12 protein-coding genes are annotated in these 15,024 nt (G+C 71.6%); 8 read left to right on the top strand and 4 right to left on the bottom strand.

Annotated features, from left to right (window positions below):
- Nucleotides 1-9: 9 nt before the first annotated feature.
- From ACGFIS_RS00190 to ACGFIS_RS00225, 8 genes are all read left to right on the top strand, one after another.
- Complete coding sequence (locus tag ACGFIS_RS00190) at nucleotides 10-768, top strand: enoyl-CoA hydratase/isomerase family protein (RefSeq protein ID WP_392910136.1); 759 nt, start codon at nucleotides 10-12, stop codon at nucleotides 766-768.
- Nucleotides 769-776: 8 nt separating this feature from the next.
- A complete protein-coding gene (locus ACGFIS_RS00195; RefSeq protein WP_392968697.1) occupies nucleotides 777-1,769 on the top strand; it encodes a VOC family protein in 993 nt (330 codons plus the stop codon).
- On the top strand, nucleotides 1,760-2,863 hold the full coding sequence (locus tag ACGFIS_RS00200) for an acyl-CoA dehydrogenase family protein (protein ID WP_392968700.1): 1,104 nt from the start codon (nucleotides 1,760-1,762) through the stop codon (nucleotides 2,861-2,863). The genes ACGFIS_RS00195 and ACGFIS_RS00200 overlap by 10 nt, the downstream gene beginning before the upstream one ends.
- 144 nt (nucleotides 2,864-3,007) lie before the next feature.
- Nucleotides 3,008-4,162, top strand: coding sequence for an acyltransferase family protein (locus tag ACGFIS_RS00205; protein WP_392910142.1), 1,155 nt, complete (start codon nucleotides 3,008-3,010; stop codon nucleotides 4,160-4,162).
- A gap of 176 nt (nucleotides 4,163-4,338) precedes the next feature.
- Entirely contained in the window at nucleotides 4,339-5,757 is a 1,419-nt protein-coding gene (locus tag ACGFIS_RS00210; RefSeq protein ID WP_392969291.1) for an SDR family NAD(P)-dependent oxidoreductase, read from the top strand.
- Between the two features lie 90 nt (nucleotides 5,758-5,847).
- On the top strand, nucleotides 5,848-7,653 hold the full coding sequence (locus tag ACGFIS_RS00215) for a CDP-glycerol glycerophosphotransferase family protein (protein ID WP_392910146.1): 1,806 nt from the start codon (nucleotides 5,848-5,850) through the stop codon (nucleotides 7,651-7,653).
- Nucleotides 7,654-7,708: 55 nt separating this feature from the next.
- Nucleotides 7,709-9,733, top strand: coding sequence for a glycosyltransferase family 2 protein (locus tag ACGFIS_RS00220; RefSeq protein ID WP_392910148.1), 2,025 nt, complete (start codon nucleotides 7,709-7,711; stop codon nucleotides 9,731-9,733).
- Complete coding sequence (locus ACGFIS_RS00225; protein ID WP_392910150.1) at nucleotides 9,730-10,350, top strand: acyltransferase; 621 nt, start codon at nucleotides 9,730-9,732, stop codon at nucleotides 10,348-10,350. The genes ACGFIS_RS00220 and ACGFIS_RS00225 overlap by 4 nt, the downstream gene beginning before the upstream one ends.
- Here the strand turns inward: ACGFIS_RS00225 and ACGFIS_RS00230 are convergent.
- The 4 genes from ACGFIS_RS00230 to ACGFIS_RS00245 are packed head-to-tail and all read right to left on the bottom strand — an operon-like array spanning nucleotide 10,284 to nucleotide 15,022.
- On the bottom strand, nucleotides 10,284-11,876 hold the full coding sequence (locus ACGFIS_RS00230; protein ID WP_392910152.1) for a glycosyltransferase family 4 protein: 1,593 nt from the start codon (nucleotides 11,874-11,876) through the stop codon (nucleotides 10,284-10,286). The genes ACGFIS_RS00225 and ACGFIS_RS00230 overlap by 67 nt on opposite strands.
- A gap of 46 nt (nucleotides 11,877-11,922) precedes the next feature.
- The gene (locus tag ACGFIS_RS00235) at nucleotides 11,923-12,486 is read right to left on the bottom strand and encodes a hypothetical protein (RefSeq protein ID WP_392910154.1); all 564 of its coding nucleotides are present in this window, start codon (nucleotides 12,484-12,486) and stop codon (nucleotides 11,923-11,925) included.
- Entirely contained in the window at nucleotides 12,483-13,712 is a 1,230-nt protein-coding gene (locus ACGFIS_RS00240) for a glycosyltransferase (protein WP_392910156.1), read from the bottom strand. The genes ACGFIS_RS00235 and ACGFIS_RS00240 overlap by 4 nt, the downstream gene beginning before the upstream one ends.
- Nucleotides 13,709-15,022 (bottom strand): nucleotide sugar dehydrogenase, encoded by a 1,314-nt coding sequence (locus ACGFIS_RS00245; protein WP_392968703.1) that lies wholly within the window; start codon nucleotides 15,020-15,022, stop codon nucleotides 13,709-13,711. The genes ACGFIS_RS00240 and ACGFIS_RS00245 overlap by 4 nt, the downstream gene beginning before the upstream one ends.
- Nucleotides 15,023-15,024 lie beyond the last annotated feature (2 nt).

Genomic DNA, 15,024 nt, shown 5'->3' on the forward strand with positions numbered 1-15,024 from the left:
CGAACGCATATGCCCGACGAGAACGCCTACGAGACCGTCGATCTGCGGATCGAGGAGAGAGTCGCCTGGCTGACCCTGAACCGGCCGGACAAGCTCAACGCGCTGACGCCGACGACGATGGCGGAACTGCGCGACATCTTCACCCGCGTCGACGACGACGAGGACGTCTGCGTGGTCGTGCTGCGCGGCGCGGGCGAGCGCGCGTTCTGCGCCGGGATGGACCTCGCCTGGTCGGAGAAGCTGACCCCGCGTGAACGGATCGAGCAGGGCCGGCTCGGGGAGAAGACGTTCGCGATGATGGAGCGGACGTCGGTCCCGGTGATCGCGGCCGTGCACGGCTACGCCGTCGGCGGCGGCCTGGAGCTGGCGCTCGCCGCGGACTTCATCGTCGCCTCCGACAACGCCAAGATGGGCCTCGTCGAGATCACCCTGTCGGCGCGTCCGCCGTACCGCCCGAAGATGACCGAGGACGGCGACCCCGACCAGCCCGAGTTCGGCGGGTCGGCGCCCGGCTGGGGAGGCGTGAAGCGGCTGCCGGAGCGGATCGGCAAGGCCCGCGCGAAGGAGCTGCTGTTCACCGGCGCGCGCATCGGCGCCGACCGGGCCCTGCAGCTCGGCCTGGTCAACGACGTGTACCCGGCGGACGAGTTCGACAAGCGGGTCGGTGAGCTGGCCGAGCGGATCGCGGCGATGAACCGCTACAACCTGCGGCTCGTCAAGGAACTGGTCACCTACGGCTACGACTGGATCGAGCCCCACCCGAGCTAGGAGAGCCCGTGCAGATCTACCGCATCGATCATGTCGCGCAGGTGGCGGCCGACCTCGACGCGCAGGTCGGGCTGCTGGAGGGCCTGTTCGGGTTCCGGCGGGTCCGGAGCTGGGACAACCCGGGCGAGGGCGTACGCGGCGCCCGGCTGGAGATCCCCGGCAGCGGGGGGCAGGCGTGGGAGGTGGTGGCGCCCGCCGGCGACGGCTCCGCACTGCAGACCTGGCTGGACGACCACAACGGGCGTCCCGGCCTGCACCACGTCGGCGCCGAGGTACCCGACCTCGAGGCCGTCCGCGCGGAACTCGAAGTACGCGGCATCAAGCCGACCGACGGGGTCCGGGGGCGATGGCTGGAGGCGTCGCTGACCCCGCCCGAGCACGGCCCCGGCGTCCTGTTCCGCCTGCGCGGCCCCGGCGGCCTCGACATGTGCGGCGACTCGGCGCACTCCACCACGGAGGTCACTGAGCCGGACGGACCGTCCTCCAGCCCCCACCCACCGCCATTCAACGGACGAGCTGCGCTCGATGGCCCGTCCCTCGGCATCGTGGGACTCGACCACGTCTGCCAGGCGTTCCACGACCGCGACGAACTGGCCCGCTGGTACCACGACCTCGCCGGGTTCGTGCAGGTGTGGCGGACGCCGGACGACGAGCATCCCGACATGGCCGACCTGGTGCTGAACATCCCCGGGTCGACGATCTGCTGGGAGGTCATCACCTCGCGCGGCGAGGACTCGTTCATCGAGAAGTTCCTGAACCGCAGCGGCCCCGCCGCGCACCACGTGACGTTCGAGGTCGCCGACTGGGACGCGGCGATGGCGGCGTGCGAGCACCACGGCACGCCGACGTTCGACGACAACGAGGGCAGCACCGACGGCGCCGCGTGGCGGGACACGTTCATCCATCCGAAGCACACCGGTGGCGTCCTCGTCCAGCTGTTCTGGGAGGAACGGCCGGGCGTGTGGGTCCGCTCCGACAAGATCCCGCCGCCATGGACCTGAGCCTCACCGAGGACCAGGAGCTGATCGCCGGCACCGCCCGCGAGCTCCTGGAGTCACGGGCCGCGACGGCCGGGGCGCGGGCGATGGACGGCGACCCGGCCGGCTACTCCGCCGCGCTCTGGAAGGAGATGGTCGAACTCGGCTGGACGGGCCTCGCCTTCCCGGAGGAGCACGGCGGCGTCGGCGGCGAGTTCCTCGACGTCTGCCTGCTGTTCGAGCAGCTCGGCCACGCGCAGGTCCCGAGCCCGCTGCTGGCGTCGGTGGCGTGCTGCGGCATGCCGGTCGCCCGGTTCGGCACGTCCGAGCAGAAGGAGCGGTGGCTGGGCGCCATCGCGGACGGCCGGATCGTGACCGCCGCGCCCCTGCCCTGGGACCGTCCCGGGGACGGGCCGGCGGCCGCACGTGACGGCGGCGGCTTCGTCCTGAACGGCACCGCCACGTTCGTCCCGTACGCCGCTTCGGCCGAGCACATCCTCGTGGTGGCGCGGCCGGACGGCGAAGCCGGGGCCCGCCCGGCCGGCGCGTTCTGGGTGGACGCCTCGTCCTCCGGCGTGATGCTCCAGCCGCTGGGCACGGTCGGCGCGGACCGCCCCTGCCATGTCGAACTGTCGGATGTCCGCGTGCCGGCCGAATCCGCCATGACCGCGGACGCCGCCGACGCGATCTCACTGTTCGGCGCGGCCGCCACCTGCGCCGAGATGGTGGGTGCGGCACAACGCGTCCTGGACATGACGGTGGGGTACGCGACGGAACGGGAGCAGTTCGGCCGCCCGGTCGGGTCCTTCCAGGCCGTCCAGCACCACTGCGCCGACATGTCCATCGATGTGCTCGGTTCCCGGTTCATTGCCTACGAGGCCATCTGGCTGCTGTCGGTGAACCGGGACGCCGCGCAGGAGGTGTCGATGGCGAAGGCGTGGGTGAGCGAGGCGTACGAACGCGTGTGCGCGCTCGGCCACCAGGTGCACGGCGCCATCGGCTTCACCCGGGAGCACGATCTGCACCTGTTCTCGCAGCACGCCATGGCGGCGTCCCTGGCGTTCGGTGACGGCGACGCCCACTTCGACGCCCTGGCCGACCGCCTCGATCTGCCCTGACCCGGCCGCCGAGACCTGACCCATCCGCAAGCGAACGCCCGGCCGGCCGATCCGGCCGGGCGTCGCACCGGGTGGCCGACACGGGGGAATCTGGGGTTTCTGGGCCGGTATGCTCCTTGGGCCCCTCCCAGAATCAGATTGCCCATGACACAGACACCTGAGGCGTCCGTCGCCGGCGAAACGATCGTGGAACGCTCTGCGGAGCGTGCGCCCGAGACCGAGACACGGCAGGCGCCGGGCGGCGCGGCCCCACGGCGGCGCGACCCCCACCTGGACAACGCCAAGTATCTGGCGATCCTGCTGGTCGCCGCCGGGCACGGCGTGGCGAGCCTCAGGGACGTCCCGCTCGCGGCGGCGCTCTACAACTTCTTCTACATGTTCCACATGCCGGTGTTCGTCGTGGTCAGCGGCTATCTCTCGAAGAGGTTCACGCTCACCGACGACAAGGCGGTCAAGCTCGTCGGCTCCACGCTCGCCCCGTACCTCATATTCCAGGCCGCCTACAGCCTGTTCGCCTGGCAGGTCGGTGGCCGAGAGTTCAAGGTCGACCTGCTCAACCCCTACTACGTGACGTGGTTCCTGCTGGCGTTGTTCGTCTGGCGGCTGCTCACCCCGGTGTGGAGACGGCTGCGGTATCCGGTGGCGACGGCACTGCTCATCAGCCTCCTCGTGTTCATGACCGACATCGGCAGCAGTCTGGACCTGTACCGGATTCTGGGGCTGGTCCCGTTCTACGTGCTCGGGCTCACGCTCCGGCCCGAACTGCTGGAGATCGTCCGTCGGCCCCCGGTCCGCGTCCTGGGCGCCGTGACCCTCGCCGCCGGGTTCGCGATCGCCTACCTCACCTACGACCGGATGAACGTGCGCTGGGTTCGCTGGACCCATTCCAACAGCGACATGGGCGTCGACGAACTCACCGGCACGATGATGCGGTTGGCGCTGCTCGCCGCGGGCTTCGTGCTCGTCGCCGCGTTCCTGGCCGTCGTTCCGTCCCGCCGCACCTGGTACAGCGACCTCGGCATGGCGACCCTGTTCGGGTATCTGCTGCACGGGTTCCTCACCCGGCTCTTCACATTCCAGAACTGGCATGAATCCGGCTGGTTCGACCACATCCCCGGCGTGCTGTCGGTGGTGGTCGTGTGCTTCGTGGTCGTCACACTGCTGAGCACACACCCGGTCCGCCTCGTGACCCGCTGGGCCGTCGAACCGAACCTCGCACCGCTGTTCACCCGGACGGGGACGGCCCGGCAGGCGGCTCCCCGCGACGCGGGGACACCGGAAAGCGGCCGAAGATCGTAAGACCGCTACGTGAACTGATGGAGGCGGTAGAGTAAAGCGGCAGTATTCTCCCGGTTTGGATCCGATGCCCTAAGTGCCCCCGTGTCGCCCCGCTGGGAGATCCGACCGGTGACTGCTCACCTTCCCTCTAGGTGGCCGTTCGGGCTGCAATCGAGAAAAGGATGGACGCGTTGGCAATGGCACAGCAGGGCGAACAGCGCACCGTCGCCGTCATTCTGGCGGGTGGCAGCGGACAGCGGATGGGGCTCAGCACGCCCAAGCAGCTCCTCAAGATCGCCGGAAAGACGATCCTCGAACACACGCTGAGCGTCTTCGAGGATGCCCCGGACATCGACGAGATCATCATTCTGATGAACCCCGGCTTCCTGCAGGACGCGGCGCAGTGCGTGGAGAAGGCCGGCTGCAAGAAGGTCACCGCGGTCCTTCCCGGCGGGACTTCCCGTAACGCGACAACGCAACTGGCCCTGGACGCGCTCGCCGACCACCCGGCCGACACGACCAGCGTGCTGTTCCATGACGCGGTCCGGCCGCTGCTGTCCCAGCGCATCATCCGCGACTGCGTGGCCGCCCTCCGCGAGCACCGTGCCGTGGACGTCGCCATCCCGTCCGCCGACACCATCATCCAGGTCGACGGGGACGTGATCGTCGACGTTCCGCCCCGGGGGAGCCTGCGCCGCGGGCAGACCCCGCAGGGGTTCAGGCTCTCCGTCATCCGCGCCGCCTACGAGAACGCGTGGCAGGACGAGAACTTCGAGGCGACCGACGACTGCTCGGTGGTGCTGCGCTACCTGCCCGGCACGCCGATCTACGTCGTCCCCGGTGACGAGCACAACATGAAGGTCACCGAGCCGGTCGACATGTTCATCGCGGACAAGCTGTTCCAGCTCGCCCCGACGGACACGCCGACCCTCACCGAGGACCAGTTCGCCGAGGCGCTCGCCGGGAAGACGGTGGTCGTGTTCGGCGCCAGCCAGGGCATCGGCGCCACCGTCGCCGAACTCGCCCAGGGCTTCGGCGCCCGCGTCTTCGGATACAGCCGCGGAGCCACCCGCACGCACGTGGAGCGGCCCGACGACGTCGCCGCCGCGCTGGCGCAGGCGTACTCGGCGACCGGACGCGTCGACCACGTCGTCAACACCGCGGGCATCCTGCGGATCGGCCGGCTCGACGCGATCGACCCCGAGGCGATCGAGGAGGCGCTGCGGATCAACTACCTCGCGCCGATCCACATCGCCCGCGCGGCGTTCCCTTACCTCGCGAAGAGCCGCGGCCAGTTGCTGCTGTACACGTCCAGCTCCTACACCCGCGGCCGCGCCGACTACAGCCTGTACTCGTCCGCGAAGGCGGCGACGGTCAACCTGACCCAGGCGCTCGCAGACGAGTGGTCGGGCGACGGGGTCCGGATCAACTGCATCAACCCGGAGCGCACGAGCACCCCGATGCGGACGGCGGCGTTCGGGCAGGAACCCCCGCACACCCTGCTCAGCGCCGACCAGGTGGCCCGGACGTCGCTGAGCGTGCTGCTCTCCGACCTCACCGGGCAGGTCATCGACGTGCGCCGCGAAGACCCCCTCGCCGGCGGCACATCCGGCTGATCCCCCTGCGCACCCGTCGGCCCGCGGGTGCCCCGGTGCCCTACCCCCAACGCCCCTCAAGGGCCGCGCTGAACAGATGGAGGTTCGCCCGTGCGGCGACTTGTCTCCCGGTTCCGGAAGCTCGCGCGCTTCTCACCGGTGCTGCTACTGCCCATCACGCTCGTGCTGCTGCTGGTGGCGGCCGTGGCGGGATCCCCCGGCTGGTTCCTCGGCGCGGTGATCGCCTGCTACCTCGCCGAGCCGGCCGTCGAGCGGCTGACACCGGACGCGGCGCGGCTGCTGCGCTGGGGCCAGATGGGCGTGGGCGCGCGGATGCTCGTCCGGCAGGCCGCGCTCGTGCTGCTGCTCGTCCGGGCCGGTGACACCGGAGACGCGCTGATCGTCACCGCCGCCGTCGGGTTCGTCGTCCTCGACTGGCTGCGCACCGCCGTCCTGGCGGGGTCGGTCGCGCTCCGCCGGGTCAGCAAGATCCCCTTCGTCACCCGGAACCTGGGGAAGGGGGAACCGGAGTTCCCCAAGGCCGGGCCCGCCTGGCAGACGCGGCTGGTCGATCTCCTCGAAGGCCGGGCCGACGTCCTCCCCGTCCTGCTCGGCACCGCAGGGTTGCTGGTCGACCTTCCCGCGCTGCTCATCACCGGGCTGCTGGTCACGGGGGCGGCCCTGCTGGCCGCGCAGACCGCGCAGACCGGGCTGTTGCGCCGGATGCGCGCTCTGCAGGACGCCGACAGGGTGGGCCGCAATGTGCGGAAGCGGGTGCGCGCCTACAAGCCCGAGGTCATCCTGTACTTCACCGGAACGGCCGTGAACGTGTACCAGGGCAACATGTGGCTGGAGGCGCTGGAGCGGCTGAACCGCAAGGCGATGGTCCTGGTCCGCTCGCCGGAGGCCCTGGCCGCGCTCGCCGCCACGCCGCTGCCGGTCGTCTGCATCACGCGGGCCGACGACGTCATGAACTTCGACTGGTCGAGCGTGCGGGTGGCGCTCTACACCGGCAACACCGGCAAGAACCTCCACATGCTCCGCGAGCCGGACATCAAGCACGTGTTCATCGGCCACGGGGACAGCGACAAGGATTCGAGTTCCAACCCGGTGAGCAAAGTCTTCGACGAGGTGTGGGTGGCCGGTCCGGCCGGCCGTGACCGCTACCGCAACTCCGATGCGGGGGTGCGCGACGAGGCCATCGTCGAGGTGGGACGGCCCCAGCTCGCAGGCGTCGCCACCGGGCCGTCCGGCAACCAGGTGCCGACCCTCCTGTACGCCCCGACCTGGGAGGGCTGGGACGGCGACCACAGCTACAGCTCGCTGCTTCCGATGGGCGAGAAGATCATCGGCACGCTCCTGGAACGGGGATCGCGGCTCCAGGTCATCTACCGGCCGCACCCGTACACGGGGACGCGGCTGGCGTCCGCGGGGGCGGCGCACCAGCGGATCATCAAGATGATCGAACGGGCCAACGAGGGCGGCGGCTCGCACCGCGTCGTCACCGGCGCGGAGGCCTCGCTGCACGAGTGCTTCAACCAGTCGGACGTGCTCATCACCGACATCTCCAGCGTGATCTCCGACTACATGCCGAGTCTCAAGCCGTACGTGGTCACGAACCCGGAGGGCAAGGACGAGGCCGTCTTCCGCGCCGAGTTCCCGTCGGCGTCGGCCTCGTACCTGCTGGGCCCGTCCTGCGCCGAACTGCCCGACATCCTCGCCGTCGCGGCGACGCCCGGCCGGGATCCGCTGGCCGGCGAGCGGCGCGATCTCAGGGACTACCTTCTGGGCCCCGAGCAGCCGGACGCGATGACGCGGTTCGCCGCCGCCGTCGACGCGCTCGCCGAGGCCGGGCCCCGCGCGACCATGTACGGCCAGGCGGGGTCGGCGGTCACCGCCGCCGCCGAACCCGCTTAGAGTGTCCTTCGGACCTGGGTCACGACATCAGGGCTCGGCGACGGTTGGGGGGACCGTGACGGAACACCTGGTCAGCGTGATCGTGCCGGTCTACAACTGCCGCGAGACGGTCGGGCGGACGCTGGAGTCGGCGTTCGCCCAGACGCTGCCCGCCGACCAGGTCGAGATCATCGCCGTCGACGACGGCTCGACCGACGGCAGCGCGGAACTGCTGGACGAGCTGGCCCGCGCCCACGACCGGCTGGTGGTCATCCACCAGCCCAACTCCGGGGGCGCGGGCGCGCCGCGCAACCGGGGCCTCGACCGGGCGTCCGGGCGGTTCGTGTTCTTCCTCGACGCCGACGACCGGCTGGGCCCGGAGGCGCTGGCGCGGATGACGGAGATGGCCGAGCGCAACGGCACCGACATCGTGCTCGGAAAGCAGGTCGGGACGGGCGGGCGCAAGGTGCCCAAGGTCTTCGACCGCACCATCGAACGCACCCATGTGCTCGACCCGGACTGCGACCTGTTCCCCCGGATGTCGATGGCGGCGCTCCAGCTGTTCCGCCGTTCCCTGATCGAGCGCGCCGGGCTGCGCTTCACCGAGGGCCTGCTGTCCCACGAGGACCAGCTCTTCACCGCGGGCGCCTACCTGAACGCCGGCGGCGTGTCGGTCCTCGCCGACTACGACTGCTACTACTGGGACGCCAGGGCGGACGGGACGAGCAGCACCCAGGTCGGCGGCGCCCCGACCGCCGACGTCCACGCGATCGCCGCCCAGGCGATGGCGCTGGTCGCCGAGCACACCGAACCCGGCGAGATCCGCGAGCGGCTGCACCACCGGTACCTGCAGCTGGAGGTGTTCGGGCGGCTCGAACTGCTGTTCCTGGATTCCTCCGACGACGAACGCAAGGTCACCCTCGCCGGGTGCCGGGAGCTGCTGGACACCTGGCTCACCCCCGGACTGCTGGCCCGCTACAACCCCCTGCGCCGGGTGCTCGCCCACTGTCTGCAGCACGATCTCGACGCGGAACTGGAGGAGCTCCTGCGGTTCCACCGGAGCGGGCAACGTCCCCGCGTCCTTCTGGAGGACGCGCGCGCCTTCGCCCGGTATCCGTTCTTCCGGGACGAGGCCACGGGCATCCCCGACACGTGCTTCGAGACATCTCCGGTTCTCCAGCCCGCCCTCACCGGGGCCGCGTGGGATCGGTCCGGACTGGTGGTCAGCGGGACGGTCGTGGTGCGCGGCGTGGACGAGGGGCGGCCCACCGTCCATCTGGTGCTGGAGAACGGCGAAGGTGCCCGCCGGCGGTTCCAATGCGCGACGGGCCCCGGCGGCCCGGACGACGACGGGCGCGCGACGACCTTCACCGCGACGGTCCCGCCGGTGCCGGCCTCCTGGGCGGACGGCCGCTGGACGATGAGCATGGAGGCGGTCCTCGAAGGGCACATCCTCACCGCGCCGCTGACCAAGCCGCGGGGCATGGCCGTCCCGCACGCCGTGCTCGTCGAGGCCGAAGGGCGGTGGCGCCTCGTCCGGCCGCTGCCGCCGCGGGGACGCGGGCCGTTCACCGTCGAGGTGGGCGGCGCCCTGGCTCCCACCGACCTGCGGAACGTCGAGGTCCGCTGGGGGCCCGGCCGCCGGCTGCGCGTTCTGGGCGAACCGCCGCCCGTCCTGGGGCCCGGTCCCGCGCCGAGCATGAGCGTGCTTCTCGGACCCCTCGGACCCCCCGGAGGCGGCGGAGACGCCGGCACCGTGCTCCGGGCTCCGCTCGTGACCGATCCGGACCGGCGGACGCACCATCGCGCCGATGTCGCGCTCACCGGTGCCCGGCCCGGTCGCTGGAGGGCGTCGTTCGAGATCGAGGGGCTGGGCGAGCCGACGCAGATCCGCCTCCCGGACGGAAGCGGTGTTCTCGGACCGGTGACCGCGTCCATTCTGCCGCCGCGCCGCATGTACGTCCGGCTCGACAAGAAGCCGCTCACCGTGCACGTCACGGTTCCGCTGTCGGCACGGCTGCGGCGGGTGAGACGAAGCCTGGGCGCCCGCTCCGGCGCGGCGCCGGAAACCGAGCAGCATGTGAAGAAGGGCAGAGAATGAGTCACCGGATCACGCCGAGCGCCCAGGTCGACCCGAGCGCCGAACTCGGTGAGGGCACCACGGTCTGGGATCTCGCTCAGGTACGTGAGGACGCCAAGCTGGGCGCGGGCTGCATCGTGGGCCGCGGCGCCTACGTCGGCGCGGGCGTGCGGATCGGCGACAACGTCAAGCTGCAGAACCACGCGCTCGTCTACGAGCCCGCCGTGCTGGAGGACGGCGTGTTCGTCGGTCCCGCCGTCGTTCTCACCAACGACCGGGAGCCCCGCTCGGTGGACCCGGACGGGACGCTGAAGCGCGGCGGCGACTGGGAGGCCGTCGGCGTGCACGTCCGCGAGGGCGCGTCCCTCGGCGCCCGCAGCGTGTGCGTCGCGCCGGTGCGGATCGGCCGCTGGGCGATGGTCGCCGCGGGCGCCGTCGTGACCCGCGACGTCCCCGACTTCGCGCTGGTCGCCGGCGTCCCCGCCCGCCGGATCGGCTGGGTCGGCCGGGCGGGGGCACGCCTCACCCAGCGTCCGGACGGCGGCTGGGAGTGCCCGCGAACGGGCGAGGTCTACGCCGAGAGGCCCGCCGGGGACGCGGTGGTCCTCGTCGAGTCCGAGGGCAGCAGTCGGGCGTAAACCCCGTCCAGGACCTCGGCCTGCGCCTCCCAGGTCCATTCGCGGAGCAGTTCGGGACGGCTGTCGTACACGCCGCGGTACCGGTCCGGGTCGGCGAGCACAGCCTCGGCGGCCCGGAGGTAGTCGGCGGCGTCGTCGGCGCGGAAGACCTCCCCCTGCCCGGTGGCCTGGACCATCTCGCCCATCGCCTTCACATCGCTGACGATGATCGGCAGCCTGGCGTGGGAGTACTCGAAGAACTTGGTGATCAGCGCGATCTCGTGGTTGGGCCAGTGGTGGATCGGGATGACCCCGAAGTCGGCCGCCGACAGGAATTCCACGACCTGGTCGAACGGCACGTAGCCCAGCGCGGTCACGCGGTCGGCGACGCCGAGTTCGGCGGCGCGGGCGAGCAGTCCCTGGACATAGTCCGAGTTCGGCTTGGACACCACGAGCGCGACGTGCAGGTCCGGCAGCTTCGGCAGCGTCTCGACCATCACGTCCAGCCCGCGTTGCACCGCGGCGGCGCCGCTGTACACGGCGAGCGGGGTCTCCGGGCCGACGCCGCACAGTTCGCGGAGGCTGGGCACAGGCCCGGCCTCGTCCGGCGTGGGCTCGGCCCCGTCCGCGACCGGCTCGGTGACCGGGGCGTTGAGGACGATCGTGGGCCGCTTCCCCAGCCCGTGCCGTTCGACCAGCAGGTCGCCGAGCGCCTCCGACACGGTCAGGACCTCGTCGGCCACCCCGGAGTACTCCCGCTCGTGTGCGCACATCGCGGGCAGCCAGCGCGGCCCGGCGCGCCACGGGCTGATGCCGGGCAGGAACTCGTGCGCGTCCCACACCAGCTTGACGTCTCTGCCCGCGGCGCGGGCCCGGCGGGCGGCGCGGGCGCCGACACCGAGCATGCGGAAGTCGTTGGCGTGGATGATGTCGGGCCGCAGCTTGTCGATCACCTTGCCGTAGGCGATCTCCCAGTCCCACAGGGTGCGGTCGAGTACCCGCCAGCATCGGTCGCCGAGGAGCTTCTGCCAGAAGCGGATGGCGAGCCTTTCGAGCGGCGAGTGCAGATCCCGCCGGGCTTTGGCCAGGGACTCGGTCTGGCGTTCGCGCAGCGCGACCCAGCGGTCCTGGAGCTTGGCGGCCACCCGCCGGGCCATCAGCCAGAGGGCGCGCGGCGAGGACGCGCCTGACGTGAGGGCGAGGCGTCCGGCGGCGAGATCGGCCCTCCGGGACTGGACGAGCCTGCGGCGGTACTCGGCGATGTGCTCGTCGGAGTACGCGAGCGGACGCCGGAGCTGGGCGCGGACCACGCGCCGGGGGTCGCCCAGCGTCATCGGGACGGGTATGAGGCGCACGTGTGCGTCACCGAGCATCCAGGAACGCGACTTCTTCCCGGGGGCGCGGCCGATGAGGTGCACCTCCCAGCCCGCCGCGGCGGCCGAGTGCGCCGCCTTCTGCACCCGGGAGTCCGCCGTGACCCCGTTGTCGACGATCATGACGATCCGGCCCCGTGACGCCGAGGGGCCGGATCCGTCTTCGATCTCCATTGGGTTCTCCTCCATCGCTCCTCCCGGAGCATCGGTTTCGCGAAGATCAGCGGGCCTGACGGGGCCGGTACGGCAGGGCGCCTCGCGCTACCTGGTCGGGTTTCGCCGGGGCGTAGAAGGCCACGTCGAGACGGCGTCCCGGGCCCTTGGCCACCAGTTCGGCGGCGGGTGTGAGGGATTGCGGGTCCGCGACCACGACCAGGTCCGGGGATCCACCGGCCAGCACGGCCCGGCGCACGGCCCGGGTGCGGACCACGGCGGGGTCGCGCCGGTAGATCCGCGCCAGCCCCCGGTCGACGGGACGCGCGACGCGCCGCCGGAACGCGCGGTCGAGCCGTTCACCCCATTCGCGCAGCGGCCCTCGCGCACACACGCGGAAAAGCAGTCTCGGTATGCGGAAAAGCAGGAGCGAGACCGCGGCCGGACGGTAGCTCTGCTCCAGCACCGGCAGCTCGACGACCACGACACCGTCCGGAAGCGGGTCCTTCTCCCAGCTGGACGGCCGGTCGAGCAGGACGGTCGCGGTGCCGCCCCCGGCGACCACACGCCCCGACTCGGCGACCACCGCTGTGCGGCGGGTCGCCCCGAGGGCCAGGAACACGACGTTCACGTCCGCCTCCCGTCGGTGGCCACGGCGGCCTCTGGAAACCAGCGCCGGTGGTGCGCTTCGGCGACCGTGCGGTACCCGTAGCGTTCGGCCAGGACCGCGCGGGCCTTCCCGAGGTCGAGACCGTCCGGGAAGCGTTTCCTCAGCCGGCGGTATCCGGCGGCGATCGTCTCCGGGTCGTCGTCCACGTCGATCAGCTCTCCGGCGGCGGCCTCGACACCGGCCAGGGTGATCTCCGGGCCGCCGCAGCGGGTGACCAGGACCGGCAGCCCGGCGGCCACGGCTTCGACGATCGAAACGCCGAACGTCTCACCCCGGGACGGGTGGACGAGCAGGTCGTGGTCCTTCATCCGGCGCAGGGTTTCGTCAGGTGAGAGCGCCCCGGTCATGCTCACGGCGCCGTCGATTCCGAGTTCGGTGGCACGGCGTTTCAGCCGGGGAGCGAGCTTGCCCGTGCCCACCAGTGTCAGTGTCAGCGCCGGGTCATCTGCCAGGCACTCGGCGAACGCCTCCAGCAGGAGGTCGACACCCTTGTGCTCGGTGAGGTTGCCCACGTAGAGCCAGCGGCGCAACCCGGTGACGGGACGCGGCCGGGGCAGATCGAAGGACACCGGGTTCGGGACCAGCTCGATCTTGCCCGCGTGCTCCGGAAACGTTTCGGCCAGCGGGTTCCGTACCGTCTCGCCGACCGCGAAGAAACCGGTGCATCGATCGAGAACCTGCTCGTACATCTCCCGTGATTCGGGTTGTTCCAGCAGCGTCGTGAGATACGAGGCGTGCTCGGTGACGAACACGCGCGCGTCGGGCCGGGCGTTCTCCAGTGCCGTCCAGCCGCCGCGCAGGCCGACGTGCGCGTGCACGACCGCCGCCGGTATCGGCTTCCCGCCGAGCGCCTCGCGGAGCCAGTTCGCATGGTGGCGGGCCCGCTCGGCGAAGCTGCCCCCCGTGGGGACGGGATCGGGGACCGGGACACGCCACAGTTCGGCCCCGGCGACGGCCGGCTCCGGGCGGAACGCGCGTGGCAGCAGCACACGATGTGCGTCGGACGCCGCGGCGAGGACGGTCGGATCCGGCATCCGCCACGCGTCGGTGTGATAAATGGTGACCGCGTCGCACGCCGGCGCCGTGGCTTCGACCATCGCCTGGACGAAGACCCCCGCGAAGGCTCGGTCCGCGGACGGATACCAGGGGGTGACGACCGCGACCTGGCGGTCGGCCGGTTCGCTCACCGATCCGTCCCGTGGGCCCGGTCGGCGGAGCCGCCGATGACGACGTGTTCCACGCCGGTCCAGCGGGCCGGGTCGGTGATGCGGCGGCCGTCGACGAGGGCCTTGACGCCGGGCAGGTCGTCGGGTGCCAGGTCGCGGTAGGCGGCGTGGTCGGCCTGGACGATCGCGGCGGTCACCGGTTCGCCGCGGTGCGGGGGCAGGCCGAGGGCTTCCAGTTCCTGCGGCGTGTACATCGGGTCGGAGACGTAGGGGACGGCTCCGCGTGCGCGCAGCGCTTGGACGGTGGGGAAGACGCCGGAGAAGGCGGTCTCCTTGACGCCGCCCCGGTATGCCGCGCCGAGGACGAGCACGGGTGCGCCCGTGAGGTCGCCGTAGGCGCCGGTGAGGAGGCCGACGGCGTAGTCGGGCATCGCGGTGTTGGCGTCGCGGGCGGCGCGGACGACGGTCGCGTCCGGGTCGTTCCACAGGTACATCCGCGGATAGACGGGGATGCAGTGTCCGCCGACGGCGATGCCGGGCCGGTGGATGTGGCTGTAGGGCTGGGTGTTGCACGCCTCGATCACCTTGGTGACGTCCACTCCGACGGTGTCGGCGTAGCGGGCGAACTGGTTGGCCAGGCCGATGTTGACGTCGCGGTAGGTGGTCTCGGCGAGCTTGGCCAGTTCGGCCGCCTCTGCCGAGCCGAGGTCCCAGACGCCGTTGGGTCGGTCCAGGTCGGGCCGGTCGTCGAAGTCGAGGACCTGCTGGTAGAACTCCACGCCGCGCGCGGCGGACGCGTCGTCGATGCCGCCGACGAGTTTGGGGTAGCGGCGCAGGTCGGCGAACACCCGGCCGGTCAGCACCCGTTCGGGGCTGAACACCAGGTGGAAGCCGGTGCCGGCGGTCAGGCCGGAGCCCTCCGCCAGCATCGGGGCCCAGCGGTCGCGGGTGGTGCCGACCGGGAGTGTCGTTTCGTAGCTGATCAGCGTTCCGGGGCGCAGTCCCGCCGCGATCGACCGGGTGGCGGCGTCCATCCAGCCGAAGTCGGGTGTGCCTTCTCCGTCCACGAACAGCGGGACGACCACGATGACGGCGTCGGACTCGGCGACGGCCGCCGCCGTGTCGGTCGTGGCCGTCAGCAGCCCCGCCCGGACCGCCTCGCCGAGGTGGAGGCCGAGGTCGGCCTCGCCGGGGAACGGCTCGCGGGCGGCGTTGACGTCGGCGACGACGCGTTCGTCCACGTCGGCGCCGATCACGCGGTGGCCCTTGCGGGCGAACTGGACCGCCAGCGGAAGACCGATCTTCCCGAGCGCGACCACGCAGATCCGCATGT

The sequence above is a fragment of the Spirillospora sp. NPDC048824 genome (genome assembly GCF_043198455.1).
GTDB lineage: Bacteria > Actinomycetota > Actinomycetes > Streptosporangiales > Streptosporangiaceae > Spirillospora.